This is a genomic window from Ruegeria sp. AH3 (genome assembly GCF_056536265.1).
This window is the reverse complement of sequence record NZ_JBQFJL010000001.1, coordinates 1662639-1684652: the sequence shown is the minus strand read 5'-3', so window position 1 is coordinate 1684652 and position 22014 is coordinate 1662639. Positions and strand designations below refer to the sequence as shown.

Sequence of the window (22014 nt, the reverse complement as noted above, 5' to 3'; positions counted from 1 at the left end):
TGGGCAAAGTCAATGCTTTCGGTCAGCTCAGAAGGGTCAGCCATAGCCAGACCGTCAAAATCGAAACTCCGGTTCCGATCAGAACCGACGAGGCGGCGACCCGATTTGCCCGGCCATACATGTTAGCGAAGATATAAGCGTTGAAGCCCGGTGCCATCGCGGCGGTCAGGACGCCTGAACGAAACAGGTCCTGCGGCAGAGAAAGCGATGCGCCGAACAGCCACACGAGGCTGGGATGCAGGATCAGCGAAACGCCGCAGACAAACATGATTGCGCGCAGGTCACCTTCGGGGCGGTATTTTACCAAGACGCCGCCCAAAGCGAACAGGGCCCCCGGCAGCGCAGCACTTGTGATCAGGTTCAGCGCGTCATCTACCACCGTGGGGATGCCGACACCTGACAGATTGACGATGAAACCCAGGCCAATGCCCAGGATCAATGCGTTCTTGAACATCGCGGTCAGCACCGATCTGATCATCCTTGCGCCACCGTGGCCGCGGTTCCGGAAGACCTCCATCACCGTGATGCCGACGCAATAGCAAAAGGGGGAATGAAAGGCGATGATCGCGAAGTTGCCGGTCAGATTCTCGGGGCCATAAGCGCGCTCGGTGATCGGCAGGCCCAGCAGAACTGAGTTTGAGAACAAACAGCAAAAGCCGATTGCGACGCTATCTTCCCACTCACGACCGAAGATCAGGCGTGCACCGAGCATACCGGCCAGAAAACACAATCCTGCGGCAGTATAGAAGCTGCCTAGCAGGCGAGGATCGAAACTGGCGCTCAGGTCCAGATTGGCAATTGCCAGAAATAGCAGGCATGGGATCGCAAAGCCCTGCGTGAATTTCATCAGCCCGTCGATATGAACTTCGCGAAAATATCCCAATCGGGTCGACAGATACCCGGCTCCGATCACCAGAAAGACTGGTAGGACAACATCGATCAGGCTTTGAAACATGGCGAGGCCATAGCGGAGGGGATGGGGGCAGGCAGCGGCCCGGCTCTCAGAGCGCTTGCCGGATCACCATCCCGTCAAACGCGGGCGTGATGTGGTCCGGGGTTTCGGCCTCGACCGTGGCATAGTCCATATCGATATGCATGTTGGTCAGAATGGCGCGTTTCGGTTCCAGTTGCTTGATCCAGCCCAATGTCTTTTCCAGATGTGCATGGGTTGGGTGGGGCGTGCGGCGCAGAGCGTCAATGATCAGGCAATCGAGCCCTTCCATTGCCCGCCAGGCCTCGTCATAAATCTCGGCAACATCGGGAAGGTACGCGAGGTTTCCCATCTTGAAGCCCAGTGAGTCAATTCTGCCGTGATTCACTACAAACGGCTCTAGCGGGATCGCACCGCCGGGCCCGTCGATTTCAAACGGTCCGTCAATTGTGCGCAGATCGAGAATAGGCGGATAGGGCGAGTCCTCGGGCTGCACGAACGCATAGCCGAAGCGGTTGAGAAGGTCGTTTTGCGTATCGCCATCCGCCCAGACCTGAACGCGCGCCTTCATGTTGAAGAAGATCATCCGCAAGTCGTCCAGACCGTTGGTGTGATCGGCATGGGAGTGGGTGTAAACTACCCCATCCAGACGGCCTGTGCCGCTGCTCAGCAACTGGCTGCGCATGTCGGGTGAGGTGTCGATCAGAACAGAGGTCGTGCCATCCGGCCCGTCCCGTTCAACCAGCATTGAGCATCGGCGGCGCGAGTTCTTTGGATTGTCGGGGTCACAAGCCCCCCAATGACCGCCCAGCCGGGGAACACCGCCGGATGATCCGCAGCCCAGAATAGTGCAGCGCAGTTCAGTCATGCGGCGGCCTTGTATGTCGCGGCCTTGGTGAACAGCCGGTCGAAATTTTCCTGCGTCTGGGCGGCGAACTCGGCGTAGTCCATCCCGAATACTTCGGCCCCCTTGCGAGCGGTGTGGGCGGTATAGGCGGGCTCATTGCGTTTGCCACGATGTGGCGGTGGGGCCAGATAAGGCGCGTCGGTTTCCACTAGAATGCGGTCGACAGGGGCAGCGGCGAAGATATCGCGCAACTCCTGACTTTTGGGGAAGGCGGCGATGCCCGACATGGACAGGTAAAAGCCCAGATCCAGCGCGGCCCGGGCCAGCTCCGCCGAAGACGAGAAGCAATGCATCACGCAGGAATAGGGTGCATTGCGATGTTCTTCGGTCAGAATGCGGGCCATGTCGTCATCGGCTGCACGCGCATGGATGATCAATGGCAGGCCAGTTTGCTGCGCCGCCTGGATATGAACGCGCAGCGATTGTTTTTGAATCTCAGCTGAGTCGGCGGTGTAGTGGTAATCCAAACCGCTTTCGCCGATGCCAACAAATTTCGGATGACGCGCCAGTGTGACCAGTTCGTCAACCGTAGCCATGGGTTCGTCCACTGCGCTCATCGGGTGCGTGCCAGCGGCGTAGAAGACCGAAGCGTGAGCTTCGGCGATGGCGCGTACGCTGGGTTCGTTGCGAAGGCGGGTACAAATCGTCACCATCCGCGTCACGCCTGCTTCGGCGGCACGGGCTACGATCTCGTCCAACTGGCCTTCGAAATCCGGGAAGTCCAGATGGCAATGGCTGTCGGTAATTTCAGGGGTGGGGCTCATCACTAATGACCGGCGGTTTCCTGTATCTTGAACACCGTATCTAGGACAAGCGAGGCAGGGTCAAGGTTCACCGCCTGCCCATGCCGCGCGCGTGACGTGATCAGGGCGGCAGCCTCGGCCCATTGGCGGGCCTTGTGCGGTGAACCGGAGAGGCGCGCCAGCGTTTCGGCCTCGTTCGGAGCGGCTTCGGGCATCGGGGCCGCGCCTGTTGCGCCGGTCAGGGCGAGGCGGGACAGGGCTATGTCGATCAGGGACAAAAGCAGGTCGAACCGTTCAGCCGCACCGCGCTGTGCGGCTGTTTCTGCCAACTTCAGCGCACGTTGCCGGTCGAGCCGGGGCAGGGTGCCCACAATGGCGATCAGCTCGGCGTAAAGCTCCAACCCACCCAGATTGATCAGGCGCACGGCATCGCCGACCGAGCCTGCTGCCAGAGCGGCCAGATGGTCCGCTTGTGCAGGCAGTTCCGCCCCGGTTTGCGCAAGTGCCGCCTGCATATCTTCGACCCCCAAAGGCGATAGGCGCAGAGTTCGGCAACGAGACCGGATGGTGGGCAATAAGCGCGAGGGTTGATGTGAGATCAGCAATAGCGTCGTGCGCGCCGGAGGCTCCTCGAGCATTTTCAACAGCGCGTTGGCAGCGCTGGTGTTCATCTCATCTGCCGAGTCGACAATGACAACCCGCCGACCGCCATCCGCCGAGGACAGACCAAAGAAGCGCCCTAGCTTGCGGATGTCGTCAACCACGATTTCATTGCGCAGACGCCCCTGATCGTTCACGGATCGGGTGATCGCGGCTAGTCCGGGCTCGGCTCCTGCCAGAATGCGATGCGAGACGGGGTGATCCGTGTCGATGTCTAATGTGTCGGGCGGAGGGGGGGCACCGAACAACCCACCGTCATCTGTCGGAGGTGTCGCGAGCAAAAACCGGGCAATGCGCCATGCCAAAGTTGCTTTGCCAACCCCGCGGGGGCCGGTCAGCAACCAGCCGTGATGCAGCCGGTCCGAGTTATAGGCGGTCAGGAAGGCTTGTTCGGCGTTGTCCTGCCCGAACAGCCGCTCCGTTTCGCGGGGGTGCGGGGCGCCGGGGGCCTGATCCGGGTTTGGAGTATCGTTGCTCATGTCTCGTCTATCGCAGGGCTGTTGAGACGAAATCTGTCACATCCTGCGCGACGCTGTCCATGTCTCGGTTGCCATCGACGACGCGGAAACGGTCCGGAAACTCATCTGCGAGCGCCAGAAACCCGGCGCGCATTTTTTGTTGCAGGTCGACGCCGAAATCCTCGAATCGCTCCTCGGTGCCCTGACGTCCTTTGGCGCGGGACAGGCCCGTTTCGGGGTCCATATCGATCAGCAGTGTCAGGTCCGGTTCGCGTTTGATCATCAGCGCATGTAACTGGTCGACCAACCCGCGCAGATCTCCGCGCGACAGGCCTTGATACATGCGAGTGCTGTCGGCGAACCGATCACAGATAACAACCTTACCCGCAGCCAGAGCCGGCTCAATCGTACGCTCCAGATGATCGCGACGGGCGGCGGTGAACAACAGAATCTCGGTCTCGGCAGACCAGCGATCCGGATCGCCCTGCAGGACCAGACTGCGGATTTCCTCGGCCCCGGCTGAGCCTCCGGGCTCGCGGGTCAGAACCACATCTCGGCCTGCGTTGTGCAAATGTTCGGCCAGCAGGCGCGCCTGCGTGGATTTGCCCGATCCGTCAATGCCTTCAAAAGTCAGGAACATTCCGCGCGGCGTCACATTTGTTCCAGCGGGATATTGATGACGTCTTTCAGAACGATGCCGCCAACGGTCATCATTCGCACAACAAACCCGCCCTGTGCGACGTCCCTGTCAGCCACGAGAGGGCGGCGAATTTCCGGCAGGCCTTCCGGCTGAATCACCAGTTCGGCAAGCTGCTGACCCTTCGATACCGGAGCATTGATCGGGCCGTCATAGACCACCTCGGCTTTGATTTCCTTGCCGCCCAAGACCGGAAACAGCAGTGTCAGGTCCTCTTCAGGCACCAGTCCAACTGTCTTTTCAGCCCCCATCCAAAGCTTTGCCTGGGCTACCGGTTCTTCCGCTTTGGCAACTGTCCTCTCGACAAAATTTCGAAACGACCAGTTAACCACGGCCTCAGCCTCCTCTGCACGGGCGCGGGTGCTGTCGAGACCCGTGAGGACAAAGACGACCCGACGATCACCCTGTTTGGCCGATCCGACCAGACCATACCCGGCCTCTTGCGTGTGGCCGGTCTTGAGCCCATCCGCCCCAATCCCCAGCTTCAACAGCGGATTGCGGTTGCGTGAGTTTGATGGCGCGCGACCATCGAACTCGAACACCTCTTCGGCGAACAGCGGGTAGTATTCCGGAAAATCGGTGATCAGACGATCGGCCAGAATGGCCAGATCATGCACCGACATCATGTGCCCCGCAGCAGGCCAACCGTTGGAATTGGCGAAGTTCGAGTTGTTCATGCCCATTTGCTGCGCGCGCTGGGTCATGAAACGAGCAAAGCCTGCTTCGGTTCCATCGGGGCTGAGCGCTTCGGCGATCACCACACAGGCATCATTGCCCGACAGCACAATAATGCCACGCAGAAGATCCTCGACCGTCACGCGGTCCTGCGTGTTCAGGAACATGGTCGAGCCACCATAGCTCATCGCGTGTTCCGAGACGGGCAGTGTTTCCTGCAAGGTCAATCGCCCGTCACGCAGCGCCTCGAACGCCACGTACAGAGTCATGAGCTTTGACATCGAGGCCGGAGGAAGCGGCTGATCGGCGTCTTTCGATAGCAACACCGTTCCGGTTCCCTGGTCCATCACATAAGCCGCCCGCGCCGTTGTATCAAAGGCGTAAGAGGGCAGGGCCAGCACAGTCAGGCCGATGGCCAGGCATGTGGATCTGAATGCAGACAGCATTTTGGGCTTCCTCATCTCAATTCTTGGCCGTGAAGGCATCGGCAAAACCGAGGTCTTTGACATCGTTCAGCAAGGCGCGACGCTCGGCCCGAGTCGAAGCCGGGCCGACGAGCACGCGCCAAACTGTATTCTCGTCGCCTTTCAACTCTGCCACCTCAGCGGACATTCCGTTGCGATGGATCTTCTCGGCGGCGCTTTTGGCGTTTGCTTCGACACTGAAGGTGCCGGCCTGAACAAACGGCTTTGCCAACCCGCCAGTTGTCTCGGGGGTGGCGGCGGCAGCTGCGGCTGCGGTGGTCGGCTCGCTTGCCTCAATGGCTGCGGCTGCACCCGCGATCGGGTCCAGCGGCGTCTCGGTGATGGCGTTGGGGTCTTTCTTCTGCCACCATTTCCGTTTGGCGGGTTTCTCGGCCGGAGGTGTGATCTCTGGGTCCGACAAGGCTGCAGTCTGGGCACCGGCCAATGCGGCCTCGGTCCCGGTCTCGGCAAGCGGAGCGGTCGCCACTTCGGCTGCTGCGGCGTCTACCTCTTCAGGTGTCTTCTTTTGCCACCACTTGCGTTTCGCAGGCTGTTCAGGCTCGACGGCCTCAGTGGCTGCGTCAGCCGTCTGAACGGCGGTCTCAGCAACATCATCCCCGGTCGAGGCGACAACCGCGCCCGCGGCAGCCCCGGCAGCTACAGCTGCACCGGCGGCGTTTGTCTCGTCAGCAGGTTTCTTTTGCCACCATTTCCGCTTTGCGGGTTTCTCGGGTGCATCTGCTTCGGTCGTGTCTACGGCTGCAATCTCAGTGCTGGTCTCGGCTGTCTCTTCCTCAACGGGTTCTTCCGCAATCGGCGGTGGAGCAGGCGCGATCTCTTCTCGTCGCAGCGCAACCACCTCAATCCGGGTCGGAGCACCGGCCAGCATTCCCAGCTGCGATGCTGCCGACGATGACACTTGCAGCGCGGGCCCCGGCAGGTTCCGCTCGCGACGGAACAACGCGCCGGTGACGGTTTTGTTGTTGGTGGTATTTTTGATCAGTACCCGCTCGGGTTGTGAGACATCAGGGTGCGCCACCCAGACGCCGCCCAGCGACGGACGCCCGTCCCAAAGACCCGCCTCGGTCACCTGAAACACCTCGGGTGCCTCGACATCGCGCTGGTTGCTGGCACTGGCTTCGGGGAACAGCTCAAACCTGTTGGTGTTGTCCGCATCCTCACTTGCCGTTTCTTCGGTCGAGGGTTCCTGCAGATTGAACCCTTCTTCGCAGCCCGCCAAGGCCACCATACTCACGGCCAGAAACGCCAGCCGCTGCGGCCCAAAGCGTGTGCCAGTCGCTCGCTTCATTGTCTCATCCCTTGCCTGACAGGCCATATCGGCCGCGCCCCACCGCATGCGTGCTGGTTCTTTTTGCCAGTCTCCAGCGGTTTCTTGAGCGGATCATAGCGCGGGCACCGGGCCATGGAAAGACTGCTGCTTTCGCTTCGGCAAGATTTCCCGCTTTATGGCTTGCCTCTGCCAACAACTCGCCTTAGACCCTGCCCCACGCGGGGAGGTGGCAGAGTGGTCGAATGCGGCGGTCTTGAAAACCGTTGAACGTGAGAGCGTTCCCAGGGTTCGAATCCCTGTCTCCCCGCCATATAAATAAGGCGATTTCGATCACTCTCTAAGTGCCCGTTGAACCCGCTGTTTTTTCGGTTTCCCACAAAGTTTCCCGTGTTCATGTTCGGTTCTTGTTCTGGTCCCGCTTGGCTTGCGCCTGCTTTGCGAGTCGCTTTTGGCTGGCCCCTTTGGAATATTTCTGAACCATCGACAGGCTTTTGTGACCGGTGATGGCCGCAATCTGGTGGTCGGTGCATCCGGCCTCGGCCAACTCGCTGGCGGCGCTATATCGGAGGCCGTGCAGGCTGTAGGCATCAAGCCCGAGCCTCTTGCGCTCGGCAATCGTGGCTTTCTGAATCTGGTCATAGTTCAGTTTGCGACCATGATCATCGCACAGAATGTAACGCAGGCTGCGGCGCGTGGTCGATGCCAGAACATTGCGTAAGCGATCAGTGAACGGAATCCAAAGCCTGGCATCGGTTTTGCCTTGTGTTACCCAAATTCCGTCATCCTCGATGTGCCCCCATTCCATGAGAGTAAGATCCGTTGCGCGTTGACCGGTCCCGATAGCGAGCTCGAAAACCAGCAGCGGTAAACCGGATACCTTATTACGGTAGGTGTTGATCGCAGAGGTGGGCCAAGGCTTGTGGCCATCGCCTGTTTTCAGCTTCTCGATACCCTTTGCCGGGTTGTCTCGCTGCCAGTCCAAATCAATGGCGTGTTCAAACAAGATCGACAGCATATGCGGGATATAGTTCGCGAATCTAGCACGGTGGCGGTTTGCCATTTGCGCCTCGATGATAGTGGAACGCCGCATTTTGGTTGGGTCTTTTTTGCCCACCGTATCGGAAAGATATTCCAGCACTTTCGAATAATCCGATTTGGTCCGTGGCGCGAGTTTCTGCCACTTAGGGCTTTGTTTGTAGCTGGCGATCAACTTCTCAAATGTGAAACGATTGGCCAACTCGCTGCCGCCACGCATCAGTCGCCAGTATTCGCGATCATATTCTTCGCTGTTGGGATCATCCGGCAAGCGAACATAGCGACCATCCTTGCGGAAATACTGGTAGGTCCGACCCTTGATGACCTTCGCTGTCGTGAACTTCTTCCTCACCATTTTACGTCCTCATAGCCGTCGATCATCTGGCCTCGCAAAATGGCGCGCAGTTCGTCCGCGTCCCAGCGCTCATGCGGTCCGATCTTACGAGGCTTGGGTAAAATGCCATCGGTTACCAGATCCCGGAAACTACCAACCGGCATGTCGAGCATCTTGGCGGCGTTCTTTTCGCTGACGGCGATTGGTGTGATCTGGCCCATGGCGTTTGCTACAGTGTTTTTGCGCAGCGCGGGCTTAAGCCCAATTTGGCCGCGTCTTTGTAGACAATACTGTAGGATACCCCGAGGCGCTGGGCGATCACCGTGGCTGTGCCCCCGTCTTGCCCAAGGGAGGAACGGGCAGACGAGGGCCGGGCGGTGCCGTGAGTGGCATCAGGTGTTTGCATTCTGGATGACCTCGTAATTGCCGGGCTGCAACCGGTGGATAACGGTGTCTGTGTCTTCGACCTCAACAATCCCGCTGCCGAACTGGCGACCGCGCACAATGCCGGTTTCCGGGTGGTGGGTCGGGGAACGCTGGAACCGCACGGTTGTGCCAAGCGCGGGTGGCGCGGTGGATTTAGGGGCCGTGGCCTCGGCCTCTTCCGCAAGCAGGATGTTGCAGGCCGCATGGACCCAGTTTTTGGGCAGTTCTTCCACTTCCTCGGCCATCGCGTAGACGCCAAACAGCTCGACCGACTTGATTATCGGGTCATAGACGCCCGACCGCTCGCTCGGCAGATCCCAGCGGCCACCGTTCTGAAAAGCTAGATCTTTTAGAACAGTTAGTTTGCGCGCCGGAACCGTCTGTTCCAGTTGCTCGACCGCCACTACGATACCCTTAAGGTCTAAACGCTCTGTCATGGCCACACCGTCATTGTCAGCTTGGGCAGCGACCAGACGATCACCGCGAATGAGATTGCACTCACCGCCTGCGGCCAGTCGTCTTTTGCGAACAGGGCAGCGGTGCCCGATCCAACCAAGGCAACAGACCAGAGCGACAACAGGATGATTTGCAGGGTCAAGTCGGTCATGCGATCACCTGCAGAGTGAGGGCGCAGATGGCCAAAACGCCGCCGACCACAGAGATAGGGCCCATTGCATCGCGCGCCTTCGGGCTTCCATTAGCGGAGACACCCATCAGCCATGCGAATAACAGAGCAACCAGCCAAAGAACGGCGGCGAGAATGTGCAATCCGATGGTCATAAACCCATCCTTTTGAAAGGGGCCGGGGGCGGCTGTGATTGACCCCCGGCCTAGTTTTCGCGCGCGCAGTACGAGTTACGCGCAACGAGGCAGATCAGGCGATTGCGTCGGGCAAAATGAGAGGATCGGGGCTGATGTGGCCGCGCTGGCGGGCGAGGTCGCGGGTTTTGGTCCGGATGCGCTGGGCGCGCTCAGCGCCCTCGATCGCCTTGCGGCTTACCGTGTCGACCTTAACGCCGAGGCAGTCAAGCTGCTGGTCGCTGATCGGCTGGCCATGCAGCGCCTTGATCTTGCACCACGAGGCAACCGCCAAAGCGGGGTGATAAAACTGTTGGGGATTTGCGATGCTGGCCGCGATAGTGCGGAATTGGTCGTGCGTTTGCATGGTCTGCCTCCATCGGGATGATGTGAGGCAGTGTTACGAAAAAATCGTAAATGGTCAACTCAAAATACGGAAAAATCGTAATTCACGAAAATGCGACTATTTAAAGTGCGCAACCGATGGTAGAACAAACGCAGAACATTTATTGAGGGGCTTTTAGTGATTTTGAGATTGGTTGCGCGATTTTGTATGTGGGCCGGTTGGGATGTGACTAGGGTGTTGTTCCCTAGGTATTGGTTTCGGGGTCGTCCAGATGCTCAAGAAGGGCTTCCAGAGTGTCGGGCAAGATTCGAGCGAAATCGCCGCCGAGTATAAAATTGGGATCAATCTGGAATGCTTTCCAATAAAAATCCAACATTTTAAGGGATGGAGAACCTGAGCTCTCCTGAGATTTGAACGTTGTATATTTGATGCCAGCACTCAAGGCGAGTTCGCGCGCGGTGTGGCCAGTTGAATTCCGCGCTGCGATGAGCCTTTTGTGAATCGCTTCGGGGGTGATGACTGTGGTGCGGCAGCGCCGCTCTCGCTCAAGATAATCCATATCTCTTGATCGCTCAGTTACGAAAATTTCGCATTTTTATTCTCTCGTCAGCTTGAAATTACGAAAAAACCGTAATATCGAGTTGCTATGCAGACCGATGTTCGTACTTTCGTTGATCAACTCGGGGGCTATCGCAAGGTAGCCGACCGGCTCAAAAAGAAGCCCACGACTGTTCATACCCATATGCAATCGGGTGTTCTGCCTGCCGCCTGGTATGACGCGTTGTGCCTGATGTCGCGAGAGTTGGACATGACGGAACCGAACAAGGAGTTGTTCTCGTTCCTCAAGTTGAACGAAAGGGCAAGGTGATGTCGCTGTCATCGCTTCCTCGGGTTTTGTCATCTGGAGTCAAGTTTCTCCTGAATGGGCGCGAAAAGTCTTTCGTAGTGAACCGGATCGAGGCGCGCGAATTGGCGAGGTCTCGTTTTGCCGACGCGCTGCGGCAGGCATTCCCCGGGTCATCCGACAATGAGGTCGCCCGATTGGCCGCGCCTGTTTTGCGCCGCTCGGAGAGGCAAATTCAGAACTGGCTATCGGAGACGAGCAGCCCGGTGATCGAGGATGTTTACACGGTCTGCGCCATTCTTGGTGTTTGGAAGACCATGGAAATCCTCACCTCTGACCGGACCCGCAACGATATTCTAGGGCAGATCGGTCAAAGATGAGCAGGCTAAGCACAGAGTTCAGCAGCTTGTTGCACAGCGATTTGTCCTGTGCAGGCGCCGAGGCCGTCTCGGGGTTGATCGTCTGGTTTATGACCGTCAGCCTTGCGCATTTCGGGATAGGTATAGCGGTCAGCTCGGTCGTTCTGTTTCGCGGCCTTTCACATGCCTGGCTTTGGGTCGGGATTGCCGGAATTCTTATGAAAGAAGTTGCGGGCGATATCCCCAACAGCGGATTTTCGGCCATCGTAATCGCCGACAGTCTGTGGGATGTCGCCTGCTACCTCATAGGTTTTTTCGTTTTGTGGGGCCTGATGATTTCCGAGAAGCGGGGCGAGGAATGAGCGCCGCGCCCCTGTTTCTCCATTCAAAGCTCCGTGGTGTCACGGTTAGCAATCACGATCGCGCGCAGCTGTTTGGGCCGATTGACACGCTAGAAGACGCAGACCGGCTCCTTTCGACATCAATCGAGGATGCAATCTCGCTGTGTGAGGCTAATTATCGGAATACCTTGTTACTACCAAGTTGCGCCCGTCAGAGCAGAGTCGGGGTGGGTCTCGAAGAGAAATATACCATGCCCGGGTTTTGCTCTGCATTCCTTGTCGTATTGATCGCCCTGCAAAATCGTTTTTACCCCCTCATCCTTGCAGCTAGGGCAGAGGTAATGCACGGGCGTTACTTCGCTGGCCGACCGATAGACAATGTTCCTAAGACTTGTTTCCCAAAGTTCATAACCAGCGAATTTATCTTCGCGGTTTTCAAGGTCCAAGATTCTGCGTTCCAAAGCAATAATCGCTTTGCGAAGCGTTATGTTTTCTTCTTCAGACAAGAGTATTTGAGAGTTCAATTCCTCAAGAGCATTTGTAACCTTGGTAATTGGTGGCGTCTCGCTAGAGCTAAACAGAGACTTCAGAGATTTGTACGCATTTACAGTGGCTTCGAATGCAGATGCGCCGCCTTTGACGAATTCAAGAGCACTCTTCGCGTCCTCCAGATCGACCGACATGTTACGATCCTCCTAAGTTCAATATCTACTGTAGAACTGCCTGTTCGGTTCGGAAAGAGTGCGGTGCTGCAATGACCGGCAACCGCATAACTGATCGCGTCTCAGAACTTGCCATGCATCGCTCGCGCGACCTGCTTCTTGGCTTTCTTGAGGGTGGCCTGTGCCGAGACAACCATCTGTTCGCTTTCTCGCAATTCTTCGATGGCGTTGCCAAGGCGCGTACCTTTGATGATGGCGGCGACCTCGGACGCAGGGTGGGTAGCTTTGATGGCCTTGCTGTCGTCGCCCTCAAGGATCGCCAGTCTGTGTTTACAGTGCTGCCCGTTGGAGCCTGCGGGGCAGGTGCAGAAGATCAAAACATCCTCTGGGGTCTCTTCGACAGAGACGGTGTATTCCTCATCTCTGGAACTGCTCTTGAACGTGAATTTCACAATACTTCTCCGGGTATATCGCTGAATAGAAACATATATCTCGCACAAGTTGCGTCAGCGTTCAGAGATTCGCAAGGTGGTTACCCCTGTGATCAAGGGGGTGACGAATGAGTGCCGCGCCTCATTTCCCTCGAGCGAAGCTGCGCGGTGTCACTGGTGACAATCATAACCGCGACCGCTTGGTGGTGTCATTCGACATGCCTGATGGCACTGTCACGCGCCTTTCGATTTCGATCGAGGATCTGAAAGCGCAGGGCGAAATGGTCGAATGGGCCATTCCCAGATTTGCCGAGCTTTGGCGCAAGCGCGATGAGGCTCAGCGGTGACGAATTCGGACCCTTTCCCAGTCAGAAAGATCGTCGGGCAGCTCGCATTGCTCGGGGTCAAGCCCATTGGGAAGGGAAAAGCAATAGCCGCGGATGAGGTCCTCATGGGCACCAGCAAGGTTGCTATATCTGCCAAGCGGTTCGTCGCCGTATGCAATTTCCCAACGATCACCGATCGGGGCGATAGTCCAAACGCCGTATCGGTTTACGTGTCGATAGAAGAAAACAGAATTCATTCCGCTACTTTCCGTGCTTGGGGGCGGGGTGGATACGCGCGGCGGGGCTGCTACCCTGCCGCGCACCCTGCGCGATTTAAGATGGGCATATGCTTGGTGGATTCGCAACGCGGTTCCTCTGGCGATTTCCCATCAATCCGCGCTGGGCGCACTAACAACAAAATTCGCCAGGGGCATTCCTCGCTGAACATCACGGGACAGCGAGCCCGAAAGGGTCCCAACCAAGAACACGCTGAACGACGGGCCCGGCGCCCTAGGGATAGGTTCATAGACCCGTCAAGCGTGATCACCGGGGCGCAGGCAGGCGCCAGAGGCGGGGTGGGGCAACGTCCCTGTGCCCGTCGCTGCCAACCTTTCCAAAGAGCAGTCAATCGAGGCAGAGCGCATGAGCAACGAAGTTCACACGCTGGTTAAGCGGCGCATTGTCGGTTCGCCGACCATGAAATCAGTATTGCTCTATATGGCCGATGCTGCGTCGGACGATGGCTCGGGCATCTGGGTTAGTAAGTCCAATATGGCGCTTGATCTCGAGTTCAAGAGCAAGCGAACCGTTCAAACAGCCATCGGCGAAATGGTCGGTATGGGGCTTGTTCAAGAGGTTGGTCACCGCAAGCATTTTCACGGCTACACGATCGAATATCAGATCGATTTGAACGCCATTCGCGCCTTGCCTGAGACCCGTCCGCGTAATTCTGGCTCAAAACAGACGGGTGCAGGAAATGCACGGGTTGCCCAAGATGTAGGGGGTGCAGGAAATGCACCCGTGCAGGAGATGCACCCGACGGGTGCAGGAAATGCACCCGTGCAGGAGATGCACCCGACGGGTGCAGGAGATGCACCCCATGGGGTGCAGGAGATGCACCCAAACCATCCTATAACCATCCAAGAACCTTGTGTGTCGCAAGATGCGCCACACACACAAGATTTGGATAATCATGATTTGAAAAAGCCGCGTCTCAAATCTGGACACGGGAACGCGACAACCGCCAGCCATGCAGGCGAGACATCCGATGGCCGTGTCTCAAATTCAGACACGGATTTCGTTTTTGAAGATTTGTTTAACCAGTTCGTCGACGTGTATCCGCGCATCGGTAATCTGCTGGAAACCGAGGCTGCGCTGCAACTCGCGATCGTAGACGGGGCAGACCCCACAGCGATCCTTGCTGGTGCCCGTGCTTTCGCCGTCGAGCAGAAGGGCAACAACAAACAATACATCGCCTATTCTCAGAACTGGGTGCGCGACAAGCGGTGGACGCAGCACACGCCGACCACCTCGGCGACGGTCGATCGTGAAAAGCTGCTGGAAACCCACGCCAAGACCATTCGCGAGGGCAAAGCGCACCTGTGTTCGCCGATTTCCAACGAAACAGCTTGGGAATGCGTGCAGGCCCAGCTCGTGACCATCCAAGAATGCCGCGCCGTGGGGAAACTGCTGTGACGTCGCCGCATGCCGATCATATCGCCAACGGCCAGCGCTTTGGCGACGTCATCGTGACCGTCGACCTGGTTGCCGGTGACTGCGTAGTTCACGCGCCGCGCCCGGGGCCGTTCAAAAAGGTTATGCGCAAGATGCGTCTGCACAGCCTTGAAGAGATCCGAGGGGCCTATCAGGCCCAGAACAGTTTGGCCGCAACTGATCCGGTGGCGAAAGACATCGCCGCCGCCCTGAAATTCGCTGGTCAGAAACTCAAAGCTCAGCAAAGGGAATGTGATCCAGTGGAACGGATGACCGCCGCCCAGCTTCGCGCCATGCAGAACGCCGATGTACCGAAAGAGGACAAGCGCCGCGTGCGCAACGCCCAGCGCATCGAGGTCGACGGTATGACCTTCGACAGCAAGTCCGAATACGCCCGCTGGTGCGAGTTGGAGCTGCTACAACGCGCGGGCAAAATCTCGGGCCTGCGCCGCCAGGTCAAAATCGGCCTTGAGGGTCGAGACGGCCCGATCATGACAGACAGCGGAAAGCAGCAACGTACTTGGACCGCTGATTTCGTCTATGTCGACCACGCGCTGGGCGTGCAGGTGATCGAAGACCGCAAGGGCCACGCCACTGACGTGTTCAATCTGAAAAAAGCCATTTTGGGCGCCATGGGCGTCGAGGTGTTGGTGACCTGATGGTGCAGTCGGCGAAATCCCTCTTTCTAGCAACCAAGCCCAAAGCGCCTACTGCGCAGGGTGTGCTTGCCGATTTCCCAAAGGCGGTTGCACCGAGTGTTCGGGATCCGTTGGACTATGACCCGACACCCGCCGAAGCTACCGAAGCCATATTGGCCGAAGAAAAGGCCCATATGCGGGCGCACAGCAATCACGTATGGGAAACGGCTGTTGGCGGCGGCCATATCGCGGCTGTATTGGAACGGCAGGGGTTCAAGGTCTCTGGCAACGACGTCGTTGATCGCGGCTGGCCACGTGTCGAGGTGAAATCATTCTATGACTTCACCAAGCCAGTTAGCCCAGTGCAATTCACCAATCCCCAATATTGCGAGATCAACGCCCGCGATGGTTTTGGACGCTGGCTCTGGCATTCTTTCGAATTGGGCATCCCATACATTGCGCTGTTGCTTAACGCCGACTGGCCGGCGGCGCGGATCAACGGGATGGATCGAGTGTTTCGCGAACATCCGCCATCGGTTGAATACCTGTGTTGCTGGAAAATCGACTTCCGAGGCGGCGGGTCACCGCCGCAACGCAACTCATGGTTTGTCTGGGACGTAAACCGCCCTGCGCTGGGCGCTGATACGTGGGTTCGGAAACGCCTGTTCAAAGATGTTCCAGATGAGCGGCAGGGGGATTTGCTGTGACTGACCTATTGCCCCCGCTGCCCGATAGCGTTGCCGAGATTGCCGAGGTGATTGGACGGGACCAGGCATTGCACCTAGTCGGGTCGCTTCCTCAGTCGGGATCACGTGCCTGGCGGGTGTGCGTCTACATCCCCAAGAGCCTGCCGTCGGTCGATCACCAGCTAGTGCGCATTCTCGGATGGAACGACGCCAACAAGATGGTGCGGGCGTTCTCCGGGATGATCCTTCAGCCCGCCAATTGCCGCTCGATCGTGCGCGCAGCCCGCAACCGTCGAATCCGCGAAATGCACGCCGAAGGCTTCACCGTGGCCGAGATCGCCCATGGCATCGACCTGTCTGTGTATCGCGTGCGCGAAATTCTAGCCAGTAGATCTGACCTCGTTAGTTAGTTCAGACTCTGTAGATATGGTCATTCCACGGTGTTTGTCGATGCAGTTACTGATCCTTGGTACACTGGCTTCCAATTTGGGTTGTCTTCCCAAGGCGGCGTTTTGTCTAGAGGCCAAGGCGTGCCAGACTTTTGAGGCACGGTACCAGATGGGCAAAGGAATTGAGCGCGAAGCGCACTTTCCGGTGTGAGTTTATCCGAGGTCTCGACCAGCGTATTCCACGACTCTGGTTCAGTTACCCAACACGATGGGATGAAAAGGGGTTTTCCCGTGTCAGGGTTTGGCTGATCAGGTAGCAATGTATACCAATTTCCAATTAAAGACATAAGCTGATCTTGAGTTAATCCAATGCTTCCTCTGAGATCACTGTGATGGGCAGGAGCCCAAATTTTCTTATCTGACCATTCCACAGATGTCATATTTGCTCTACTCAGAACAGTCGTACCGATTTTCGCTCGACTTAAGTCCACGTCTTTCAAATTAGCCCCTAGAAAAACCGCCCCTTCCAGTTTTGCTCCGTCCAGGACAACTCCCTCCATCTGAGCATCTACCAATATCGCCTTTTCCAGTTGCGCAAAGCTCAAGTTTGCCTTCGTCAATTTTGCCTGGCTCAGATTGGCGCCTTCCAATTTTGCCCCTCTAAGAACTGCGTCTTCCATCTTAGCATCAATCAAGTTCGCCTTTTGCATCTGAGCGTAGAACATGTCCGCGCCCCTCAACCATGCCCGCCTTAAGTCAACGCCCTCCATCTTGGCATAGCTAAAGTCCGCCCCTTCCATATTTGCACCTCTTAGGTACGCCCCTTCCAATTGTGCGCTTCGTAAATCCGCTCCAGCAAGTTGGGCAGCCCACATATCGGCATTGCGGAAATCTAAGTTTCGTGGCGACCAATTTTCCAATGCACTTATTTTTGATTGCCGCTCATATTTCCAAGCTTCGTCAAATTTCTTTTCGAGGCTTAGAAAGAAATCTGAGCACTTTGATATCGACCCATACCCATTGTCATTGCACCATTTTGTTCTAGCGGTTGAGTGATATGTTTCCAGATCTCCACCACTCTTAGATGGACCGCAAGATTTCAGATCAAGTCCTTGTCGCTCACACCACTGAACGCGAAATTGTTGTCGATGGGCATCGTAAAACAACCAGTCTGCAGGAAGTGTAACGAACTCAACTTCTCTCAGGTCCGCAGATGCGATTTTAAGCGCGTATGGATCTGAGCCGGTGTTATTACCATACTGTTCATCAACTACTCCGATCCAAACCAAAGCTCGATAGGCCTTCGAATAAGAAATTTCGACCGAAGTACGTAGTATACCCAAGCGTTCGGGACCATCGGTTTTTGCTACAGTAAGCGTAATTGCAGGTAACGAAATAATCAGAACAGTTACCAATGCTATCAAGTGGCGTGTGCCACTTTGGTTTTTCCAGCCGTAACGCAAACGGGTAACGGCCGTGAACAGACTCACAACCATTGTCATTGTTGCCAGCACAAATAGAAGGGCATTGAAGATTGAAAAACCCATCTCATGCGCGGGCCAATAGCGCACCCAAAAGTAGCCTACCACAAATGGACCTACGGCAAAGACCAGCAGGAAGGTTACAATATGTGAGAGCCAATCCAGCGGACGTCGGAGCACTGCTCCGTCTCCACGAAGCGCAAGCCCAAGATCATTGATTAGCCATGGGGTGACTTGTTGCGACAATGCCTCGCCTTTGGATCGCGGAGGAGGGACTGCCAGAGCATCCCACAACTTCAACAGATAGAGGTGTAGGTAGACGAACAACGCCGTGCCAAGAAACGGGCCGAAAATAAAGAAATCTCGTGTTGGTATCTCAACGCTAACCAGCGGAAGCGTCGTTTGACGGCCTTCGATAAAGAAATCGGCGTCCTGAACTCCCAACAGAGTCACGCCAGCAAAGGCCAGATAGGCCAGTAGACTAAACCAATTTGTACGCGAAATTCTAGACAACTCGTTGATCCGGTCGATTCCAGAGGTGTCTGGGTTTCTAGGGCGGTTAATGTAAACTCGGCGACGCATGAATTATCTCTAAATGACAGTAATTTAGCATGATGTTTTTAGTGCGGTAATTCAACAGTGTATCTGAGTATTTTAGGATGATGAGGGTCTGACGGGAGTTAGGGGGAACCGCCAGAGGCTCAGAGTAAATCGTTCACTTAGGCTCGACTTCAGGCATGAAACGCTTGAGAGAACTATGAGCAGAAAAAACTTTGATGCCTGCCTAAAGCATATCCAGAAATGGGAAGGCGGCTATGTCGACCACCCTAAAGACCCGGGCGGTACGACAAACCATGGGATCACGCACGAGACTCTGGCCAGTTTCCGGGGCAACCGTCGTCACGGATCGCTTCGCATCGTATCGGGCCGCTCTCAGAGAACTGGGTGCACTCGAAAAACAGCAGACGGGCAGGTGGCTCAATAACCGCGTCGAGAATTCACACCTGCCGTTTCGACGACGTGAACGCGCGATGCAGCGTTTCAGGCGCATGCGAAGTTTGCAGAAATTCGCCTTCGTCCACTCCTCCATCTACAACCACTTCAACCAGGAAAGGTCGCTCACCAGCAGGGACACTTTCAAGCTGACGCGCACCGCCGCTCTTAGCGAGTGGCGTCAACTTTGTTCTGGTTAGGATCGCGGTTTCCGCGGCACACTGAGACTGGTCGAATTTGTCTGACAGCGCCGCCACTTGAACAGCCCAACCGCACATAGGATTGCTTGATTGTATGAGTGTTCAATGCTCATCAAATATCTAAATTGTCTTTGCGTTAAGAGATATCTGTCCGCAGCCTAGATTTTCCACCGACTTTGCGACACTATACCAATTATTGCTGCAGCATGCTGGGAGTTGGGCTGCCTGTTGCAGTTTGATGTGGGGATTTCGCACGTTTCGACAATGGCTTTCTGCCTTGAAGCCTTCAGATCTTTGCCCTCGGGTTGACGAGGCCATTGCACTGAAACAGTCGGCGTGAACTGCGAGTTTGGGGGTTATGGAAGGCAATAGGGCGCAACCGACAGACTCTTCGGGCAGGGCGGTCGTATCAGAACAGTCCAGCACGATCTATTGGAGCCAGGCACACGAACTCGCGCGGGAGCGGTTGAATTTCGCGGTGGCCAGCCGCGTGCCGATGACCCTGTTTGTCGGTCGTCCCGGGACCGGGCGGACCCTGCTGGTGCGCGACAGGATTTCGACCAACACCACGGCCTTTGTCATCCGGATGCTCAAGGGCCTGGATAATCTGTCGGGCGAAGTGTTCTGGGATGTGCTGACCGTATTCAATCCAAAACAGAACCCCACTGCGAGTGCCGAGCAGAGCCGTGAAAAACTGATCTCGCTGCTGCAGTCACTGCATACTGCGCAGCGGTTTCCGGTGCTTGTGGTCGATGATGCAGATGACCTGTCGAATCTGTATCTTGGTGCGTTGTGCGATTTGTGTGACCAGTTGGTTGACCAGCGACCGTTGCTTAAGCTCGTCTTTGTCGGCCAAACGGGAATGGCTGATATTCTGTCCGGCGTGAGGCCGGATCTTGTTGGTCCGGCCTTTACGCTGGATTGCATGAACGAGAAGGACGTCGGTGGCTACGTTCGCATGCGTCTGAGCAAGATGGGTCTGGAAAAACACTCATTCGACAAAGGCGCGACCCGAGAACTGTTCGTGATTTCAAACGGTATTCCGGCCAAGTTGGACGCCTTTTGCGAGGCATTGAAGCAGCATGGTAGCAGTGCTGATCCCGCGGAACTCGACAAGGCAGAGGTCCGCCGGATTGCCTCTTTGATCAGAACGCCCGATGCGGATGATAGAACCAGCGGAGATCAAGAAGGCCTGCGCCATGTGCCAACCGATGCAGAGCTTTTGGCGCGCGCCAATCATGTAGCAGGTATTCTGCAGAGCGTATCAGACACCGATAACGAAGAGCATGTTTCGACTGAACCGGCCAAAAGCAAGTTTGGTCGCAAAACGGGGCTCGCATTAGGTGCAATTGCTCTGATTGGGGCTGGGACTGCGGCTTATTTGCTTGGGGTAGGTGGGCTCTCAGGAGAACGAAAAGAGGCGACGACACGTGAAGCTGTCGCAAGCTCGGTCAACGCGGGTGGAGGGACTTCGGTACTTAGGCGGCTATTACCGGGCACAGCAGCTGCAGCGGAAGCGCGGGTCGAGCGGATCTCGGGCGCTCTGGCCGGGGCTGAGCCCTCTGCAAACGGTCAGTATCTGGCGGCGCTGGAACTGGCAGATACCGCTCCGGACGCTGCTGCAGTCGGATATGCGCTTGCGGCGCTTTCGGGGCACGAACGCTCGGCCTACTATCTTGGGCAGATCTATGAGACCGGAGAGGGCGTGCCTGTAGATCTTACGCTCGCACGCATCTGGTATAACCGGGCTGCCTCGGGAATCGAGGGCGCTGCCGCGCGTCTGGAAGACATGCAATCCACCACTGAGAGCGGGCCGGTCTCGGTGCCTACGCCGCTGTTTTCGAAGAAGATGCCCGATGGGTCGCTGCAACTGGTCTGGACCAGTGGCGAGGGGGCTGACCCTTCGGCTTATCGCATCGAATTGTCATCGACCTTCAGTGATACGGCGCTCTATTCGGCTGAAGTTTCAACATCTGCGCTACGGCTGAGGCCGCCTCAGGCGGCGCGGACGTGGCGGGTTATTGCGCTCGATCAGAACGGGCGGGAAGTGGCCTCACCCTGGATGGAAATCAGGCTGAAGTAAATCTCCAGCCCGATCCTTGTTTAGCATCCGATGACCGCGCAAATGCGGGCGCGATAGGCGGAGTTGGCCTCGCTTTCGATAGTTGTCTGTGCGGGCACTTCGGTTGGACCGCAATCGAGCTGATAATTCTCGCTCAGACCCAAATTCACGCATTGTGCGATGTTCCAGCCTGGCGGAATGTCGTTGAGATCGACGTCATTCCACTTGGGATGACCTGATTGCTGAAGCGTCTGGAATTCTTTCGCGATCAGATGCGCCACATCAGCGACAGAGTTGCAGCTGGCCCGGTGATAACCGTTCCGCTCTGGCGTATACTCATAGGTCATAAGCACCGCTTTTACCGCTACCACGTCGATGGTCTCCTGCTGGAAGGGATAGGTGCCGGCCTCGATCTGGGACGGCGTATAAACGGCAGAGAGAGTCGGATCGGTCACAGAGAGCAGATGCAGCTTTTCCGGGTCGATCTGGTCGGTCTGGAACAGCTTTGTCGGCGCGCCCGCAACGTAGAAAAATGCATCAATGCTGCCATCAAGCAGCATCTGCAGCGATGTATCGGCGTTGATGGTCAGACGCTCAGCCGGGGTGACACCAGCCAGATCCAAAACCAGAGAGGAGGTCAGAAAGGTGCCGCTGTCTTCAACGCCCACCGCAACCTTGCGACCATTCAGGTCCGAAAGAGTGTTGATGTCGCGCTTGGCAAGAATATGCACCTCTTCATTATAGAGCGGAAATGCGATGCGGACGCCGAAAATGGCGCGCGCGATCTCGGGGTCTTCGCTGGAATAGGTTTTGAGATATTCGAGCACGTCGCTTTGCACGATGCCCAACTGAGTGTGGCGACGTTGACGGACGCCCAGAAAATTCTCGAGCGATCCGGCGCTTTCGCGGACATTCAACTCAATCCCGCAGGATGCGGCCAAACCGCTCAGATCCCCACCGATCTGAATATAGGTGCCTGTCGGCCCTCCGGTCAGGATATTGCGCTCGAATGCCGAAGCAGTCGCGGGCAGCACAAGGCTCAGGCCCGCCAATAGGACGGTTCTGGTCAGCAGCTTCCCCAGCCTGAACAAATTCATGTCTTACCTCCCTCTAAATCACCAATA

28 protein-coding genes, 1 tRNA gene and 1 pseudogene are annotated in these 22014 nt (G+C 56.8%); 12 read left to right on the top strand and 18 right to left on the bottom strand.

Going from position 1 to position 22014, the window contains the following annotated elements:
• Window positions 1-22 precede the first annotated feature (22 nt).
• Genes ACR3EM_RS08470 through ACR3EM_RS08440 form a run of 7 tightly spaced genes read right to left on the bottom strand, consistent with a single transcriptional unit; the run spans window position 23 to window position 6844 of the window.
• Window positions 23-955 carry an AEC family transporter gene (locus ACR3EM_RS08470; RefSeq protein ID WP_480470281.1) on the bottom strand — a complete coding sequence of 311 codons (933 nt, stop codon included), beginning with the start codon at window positions 953-955 and terminating at the stop codon, window positions 23-25.
• A gap of 46 nt (window positions 956-1001) precedes the next feature.
• Window positions 1002-1799 (bottom strand): MBL fold metallo-hydrolase, encoded by a 798-nt coding sequence (locus ACR3EM_RS08465; protein ID WP_480470280.1) that lies wholly within the window; start codon window positions 1797-1799, stop codon window positions 1002-1004.
• Window positions 1796-2602, bottom strand: a complete 807-nt coding sequence (locus ACR3EM_RS08460; protein ID WP_480470279.1) for a TatD family hydrolase — start codon at window positions 2600-2602, stop codon at window positions 1796-1798. Before ACR3EM_RS08460 ends, ACR3EM_RS08465 begins: the two co-directional genes overlap by 4 nt.
• A gap of 2 nt (window positions 2603-2604) precedes the next feature.
• Window positions 2605-3720 carry a DNA polymerase III subunit delta' gene (locus tag ACR3EM_RS08455; RefSeq protein WP_480470278.1) on the bottom strand — a complete coding sequence of 372 codons (1116 nt, stop codon included), beginning with the start codon at window positions 3718-3720 and terminating at the stop codon, window positions 2605-2607.
• A gap of 7 nt (window positions 3721-3727) precedes the next feature.
• Window positions 3728-4339: a dTMP kinase gene (gene tmk, locus ACR3EM_RS08450; protein ID WP_480470277.1), complete on the bottom strand. Its 612-nt coding sequence runs from the start codon at window positions 4337-4339 to the stop codon at window positions 3728-3730.
• Window positions 4340-4350: 11 nt separating this feature from the next.
• A complete protein-coding gene (locus ACR3EM_RS08445; protein ID WP_480471910.1) occupies window positions 4351-5517 on the bottom strand; it encodes a D-alanyl-D-alanine carboxypeptidase family protein in 1167 nt (388 codons plus the stop codon).
• A 16-nt stretch (window positions 5518-5533) separates the two neighbouring features.
• Window positions 5534-6844, bottom strand: coding sequence for an SPOR domain-containing protein (locus ACR3EM_RS08440; protein ID WP_480470276.1), 1311 nt, complete (start codon window positions 6842-6844; stop codon window positions 5534-5536).
• 202 nt (window positions 6845-7046) lie between these two features.
• Between ACR3EM_RS08440 and ACR3EM_RS08435 the strand changes: the two genes are divergently transcribed.
• Window positions 7047-7136: transfer RNA gene (locus ACR3EM_RS08435), tRNA-Ser, on the top strand.
• Window positions 7137-7217: 81 nt separating this feature from the next.
• Here the strand turns inward: ACR3EM_RS08435 and ACR3EM_RS08430 are convergent.
• From ACR3EM_RS08430 to ACR3EM_RS08400, 7 genes are all read right to left on the bottom strand, one after another.
• Window positions 7218-8216, bottom strand: coding sequence for a tyrosine-type recombinase/integrase (locus ACR3EM_RS08430; RefSeq protein WP_480470275.1), 999 nt, complete (start codon window positions 8214-8216; stop codon window positions 7218-7220).
• Window positions 8210-8416 carry a helix-turn-helix transcriptional regulator gene (locus ACR3EM_RS08425; protein WP_480470274.1) on the bottom strand — a complete coding sequence of 69 codons (207 nt, stop codon included), beginning with the start codon at window positions 8414-8416 and terminating at the stop codon, window positions 8210-8212. Before ACR3EM_RS08425 ends, ACR3EM_RS08430 begins: the two co-directional genes overlap by 7 nt.
• Window positions 8417-8587: 171 nt before the next feature.
• Window positions 8588-9058, bottom strand: coding sequence for a hypothetical protein (locus ACR3EM_RS08420; RefSeq protein WP_480470273.1), 471 nt, complete (start codon window positions 9056-9058; stop codon window positions 8588-8590).
• Complete coding sequence (locus ACR3EM_RS08415) at window positions 9055-9228, bottom strand: hypothetical protein (protein WP_480470272.1); 174 nt, start codon at window positions 9226-9228, stop codon at window positions 9055-9057. Before ACR3EM_RS08415 ends, ACR3EM_RS08420 begins: the two co-directional genes overlap by 4 nt.
• Window positions 9225-9401 carry a hypothetical protein gene (locus ACR3EM_RS08410; RefSeq protein ID WP_480470271.1) on the bottom strand — a complete coding sequence of 59 codons (177 nt, stop codon included), beginning with the start codon at window positions 9399-9401 and terminating at the stop codon, window positions 9225-9227. Before ACR3EM_RS08410 ends, ACR3EM_RS08415 begins: the two co-directional genes overlap by 4 nt.
• Window positions 9402-9495: 94 nt before the next feature.
• The gene (locus ACR3EM_RS08405) at window positions 9496-9786 is read right to left on the bottom strand and encodes a hypothetical protein (RefSeq protein WP_480470270.1); all 291 of its coding nucleotides are present in this window, start codon (window positions 9784-9786) and stop codon (window positions 9496-9498) included.
• Window positions 9787-10009: 223 nt separating this feature from the next.
• Window positions 10010-10324, bottom strand: coding sequence for a hypothetical protein (locus ACR3EM_RS08400; RefSeq protein ID WP_480470269.1), 315 nt, complete (start codon window positions 10322-10324; stop codon window positions 10010-10012).
• Between the two features lie 87 nt (window positions 10325-10411).
• On the opposite strand from ACR3EM_RS08400, the gene ACR3EM_RS08395 reads away from it, so the two are divergent.
• Genes ACR3EM_RS08395 through ACR3EM_RS08385 form a run of 3 tightly spaced genes read left to right on the top strand, consistent with a single transcriptional unit; the run spans window position 10412 to window position 11330 of the window.
• The gene (locus ACR3EM_RS08395; RefSeq protein ID WP_480470268.1) at window positions 10412-10633 is read left to right on the top strand and encodes a hypothetical protein; all 222 of its coding nucleotides are present in this window, start codon (window positions 10412-10414) and stop codon (window positions 10631-10633) included.
• Complete coding sequence (locus tag ACR3EM_RS08390) at window positions 10633-10989, top strand: hypothetical protein (protein WP_480470267.1); 357 nt, start codon at window positions 10633-10635, stop codon at window positions 10987-10989. Before ACR3EM_RS08395 ends, ACR3EM_RS08390 begins: the two co-directional genes overlap by 1 nt.
• Window positions 10986-11330, top strand: a complete 345-nt coding sequence (locus tag ACR3EM_RS08385) for a hypothetical protein (RefSeq protein ID WP_480470266.1) — start codon at window positions 10986-10988, stop codon at window positions 11328-11330. The genes ACR3EM_RS08390 and ACR3EM_RS08385 overlap by 4 nt, the downstream gene beginning before the upstream one ends.
• A gap of 173 nt (window positions 11331-11503) precedes the next feature.
• Here the strand turns inward: ACR3EM_RS08385 and ACR3EM_RS08380 are convergent, their stop codons facing one another.
• Window positions 11504-11992: a hypothetical protein gene (locus tag ACR3EM_RS08380; RefSeq protein ID WP_480470265.1), complete on the bottom strand. Its 489-nt coding sequence runs from the start codon at window positions 11990-11992 to the stop codon at window positions 11504-11506.
• A 101-nt stretch (window positions 11993-12093) separates the two neighbouring features.
• On the bottom strand, window positions 12094-12423 hold the full coding sequence (locus ACR3EM_RS08375; protein ID WP_480470264.1) for an SWIM zinc finger family protein: 330 nt from the start codon (window positions 12421-12423) through the stop codon (window positions 12094-12096).
• Between the two features lie 107 nt (window positions 12424-12530).
• On the opposite strand from ACR3EM_RS08375, the gene ACR3EM_RS08370 reads away from it, so the two are divergent.
• The 5 genes from ACR3EM_RS08370 (at window position 12531) to ACR3EM_RS08350 (ending at window position 16175) form a co-directional block, all read left to right on the top strand.
• The gene (locus tag ACR3EM_RS08370) at window positions 12531-12749 is read left to right on the top strand and encodes a hypothetical protein (RefSeq protein ID WP_480470263.1); all 219 of its coding nucleotides are present in this window, start codon (window positions 12531-12533) and stop codon (window positions 12747-12749) included.
• A 621-nt stretch (window positions 12750-13370) separates the two neighbouring features.
• On the top strand, window positions 13371-14423 hold the full coding sequence (locus ACR3EM_RS08365; protein WP_480470262.1) for a hypothetical protein: 1053 nt from the start codon (window positions 13371-13373) through the stop codon (window positions 14421-14423).
• A complete protein-coding gene (locus ACR3EM_RS08360; protein ID WP_480470261.1) occupies window positions 14420-15100 on the top strand; it encodes a DUF1064 domain-containing protein in 681 nt (226 codons plus the stop codon). The genes ACR3EM_RS08365 and ACR3EM_RS08360 overlap by 4 nt, the downstream gene beginning before the upstream one ends.
• The gene (locus tag ACR3EM_RS08355) at window positions 15100-15786 is read left to right on the top strand and encodes a hypothetical protein (RefSeq protein WP_480470260.1); all 687 of its coding nucleotides are present in this window, start codon (window positions 15100-15102) and stop codon (window positions 15784-15786) included. The genes ACR3EM_RS08360 and ACR3EM_RS08355 overlap by 1 nt, the downstream gene beginning before the upstream one ends.
• A complete protein-coding gene (locus ACR3EM_RS08350; protein WP_480470259.1) occupies window positions 15783-16175 on the top strand; it encodes a hypothetical protein in 393 nt (130 codons plus the stop codon). Before ACR3EM_RS08355 ends, ACR3EM_RS08350 begins: the two co-directional genes overlap by 4 nt.
• Before the next feature lie 20 nt (window positions 16176-16195).
• Here ACR3EM_RS08350 and ACR3EM_RS08345 read toward each other — a convergent pair whose 3' ends face one another.
• Window positions 16196-18148, bottom strand: a complete 1953-nt coding sequence (locus ACR3EM_RS08345; RefSeq protein WP_480470258.1) for a pentapeptide repeat-containing protein — start codon at window positions 18146-18148, stop codon at window positions 16196-16198.
• A 244-nt stretch (window positions 18149-18392) separates the two neighbouring features.
• Between ACR3EM_RS08345 and ACR3EM_RS08340 the strand changes: the two genes are divergently transcribed.
• From ACR3EM_RS08340 to ACR3EM_RS08330, 3 genes and pseudogenes are all read left to right on the top strand, one after another.
• Window positions 18393-18620: a glycosyl hydrolase 108 family protein gene (locus ACR3EM_RS08340; protein WP_480470257.1), complete on the top strand. Its 228-nt coding sequence runs from the start codon at window positions 18393-18395 to the stop codon at window positions 18618-18620.
• Window positions 18532-18828, top strand: a pseudogene (locus ACR3EM_RS08335) (DDE-type integrase/transposase/recombinase); the annotation flags it as partial. The gene ACR3EM_RS08340 and the pseudogene ACR3EM_RS08335, both read left to right, overlap by 89 nt.
• A gap of 358 nt (window positions 18829-19186) precedes the next feature.
• Window positions 19187-20911 (top strand): AAA family ATPase, encoded by a 1725-nt coding sequence (locus tag ACR3EM_RS08330; RefSeq protein ID WP_480470256.1) that lies wholly within the window; start codon window positions 19187-19189, stop codon window positions 20909-20911.
• Window positions 20912-20931: 20 nt separating this feature from the next.
• Here the strand turns inward: ACR3EM_RS08330 and ACR3EM_RS08325 are convergent, their stop codons facing one another.
• Window positions 20932-21987 carry a TAXI family TRAP transporter solute-binding subunit gene (locus ACR3EM_RS08325; RefSeq protein WP_480470255.1) on the bottom strand — a complete coding sequence of 352 codons (1056 nt, stop codon included), beginning with the start codon at window positions 21985-21987 and terminating at the stop codon, window positions 20932-20934.
• Window positions 21988-22014: the final 27 nt, after the last annotated feature.

What these genes read in the sequence shown, in the direction of transcription:
- ACR3EM_RS08390 (WP_480470267.1), top strand. Translation starts at nt 10,633, where the DNA reads ATGTCGCTGTCATCGCTTCCTCGGGTTTTGTCATCTGGAGTCAAGTTT.
- ACR3EM_RS08460 (WP_480470279.1), bottom strand. Translation starts at nt 2,602, where the DNA reads ATGAGCCCCACCCCTGAAATTACCGACAGCCATTGCCATCTGGACTTC.
- ACR3EM_RS08470 (WP_480470281.1), bottom strand. Translation starts at nt 955, where the DNA reads ATGTTTCAAAGCCTGATCGATGTTGTCCTACCAGTCTTTCTGGTGATC.
- ACR3EM_RS08430 (WP_480470275.1), bottom strand. Translation starts at nt 8,216, where the DNA reads ATGGTGAGGAAGAAGTTCACGACAGCGAAGGTCATCAAGGGTCGGACC.
- tmk (WP_480470277.1), bottom strand. Translation starts at nt 4,339, where the DNA reads ATGTTCCTGACTTTTGAAGGCATTGACGGATCGGGCAAATCCACGCAG.
- ACR3EM_RS08415 (WP_480470272.1), bottom strand. Translation starts at nt 9,228, where the DNA reads ATGACCGACTTGACCCTGCAAATCATCCTGTTGTCGCTCTGGTCTGTT.
- ACR3EM_RS08410 (WP_480470271.1), bottom strand. Translation starts at nt 9,401, where the DNA reads ATGACCATCGGATTGCACATTCTCGCCGCCGTTCTTTGGCTGGTTGCT.
- ACR3EM_RS08400 (WP_480470269.1), bottom strand. Translation starts at nt 10,324, where the DNA reads ATGGATTATCTTGAGCGAGAGCGGCGCTGCCGCACCACAGTCATCACC.
- ACR3EM_RS08445 (WP_480471910.1), bottom strand. Translation starts at nt 5,517, where the DNA reads ATGCTGTCTGCATTCAGATCCACATGCCTGGCCATCGGCCTGACTGTG.
- ACR3EM_RS08340 (WP_480470257.1), top strand. Translation starts at nt 18,393, where the DNA reads ATGAGCAGAAAAAACTTTGATGCCTGCCTAAAGCATATCCAGAAATGG.
- ACR3EM_RS08405 (WP_480470270.1), bottom strand. Translation starts at nt 9,786, where the DNA reads ATGCAAACGCACGACCAATTCCGCACTATCGCGGCCAGCATCGCAAAT.
- ACR3EM_RS08425 (WP_480470274.1), bottom strand. Translation starts at nt 8,416, where the DNA reads ATGGGCCAGATCACACCAATCGCCGTCAGCGAAAAGAACGCCGCCAAG.
- ACR3EM_RS08440 (WP_480470276.1), bottom strand. Translation starts at nt 6,844, where the DNA reads ATGAAGCGAGCGACTGGCACACGCTTTGGGCCGCAGCGGCTGGCGTTT.
- ACR3EM_RS08365 (WP_480470262.1), top strand. Translation starts at nt 13,371, where the DNA reads ATGAGCAACGAAGTTCACACGCTGGTTAAGCGGCGCATTGTCGGTTCG.
- ACR3EM_RS08465 (WP_480470280.1), bottom strand. Translation starts at nt 1,799, where the DNA reads ATGACTGAACTGCGCTGCACTATTCTGGGCTGCGGATCATCCGGCGGT.
- ACR3EM_RS08370 (WP_480470263.1), top strand. Translation starts at nt 12,531, where the DNA reads ATGAGTGCCGCGCCTCATTTCCCTCGAGCGAAGCTGCGCGGTGTCACT.
- ACR3EM_RS08385 (WP_480470266.1), top strand. Translation starts at nt 10,986, where the DNA reads ATGAGCAGGCTAAGCACAGAGTTCAGCAGCTTGTTGCACAGCGATTTG.
- ACR3EM_RS08395 (WP_480470268.1), top strand. Translation starts at nt 10,412, where the DNA reads ATGCAGACCGATGTTCGTACTTTCGTTGATCAACTCGGGGGCTATCGC.
- ACR3EM_RS08380 (WP_480470265.1), bottom strand. Translation starts at nt 11,992, where the DNA reads ATGTCGGTCGATCTGGAGGACGCGAAGAGTGCTCTTGAATTCGTCAAA.
- ACR3EM_RS08455 (WP_480470278.1), bottom strand. Translation starts at nt 3,720, where the DNA reads ATGAGCAACGATACTCCAAACCCGGATCAGGCCCCCGGCGCCCCGCAC.
- ACR3EM_RS08420 (WP_480470273.1), bottom strand. Translation starts at nt 9,058, where the DNA reads ATGACAGAGCGTTTAGACCTTAAGGGTATCGTAGTGGCGGTCGAGCAA.
- ACR3EM_RS08330 (WP_480470256.1), top strand. Translation starts at nt 19,187, where the DNA reads ATGGAAGGCAATAGGGCGCAACCGACAGACTCTTCGGGCAGGGCGGTC.
- ACR3EM_RS08355 (WP_480470260.1), top strand. Translation starts at nt 15,100, where the DNA reads ATGGTGCAGTCGGCGAAATCCCTCTTTCTAGCAACCAAGCCCAAAGCG.
- ACR3EM_RS08325 (WP_480470255.1), bottom strand. Translation starts at nt 21,987, where the DNA reads ATGAATTTGTTCAGGCTGGGGAAGCTGCTGACCAGAACCGTCCTATTG.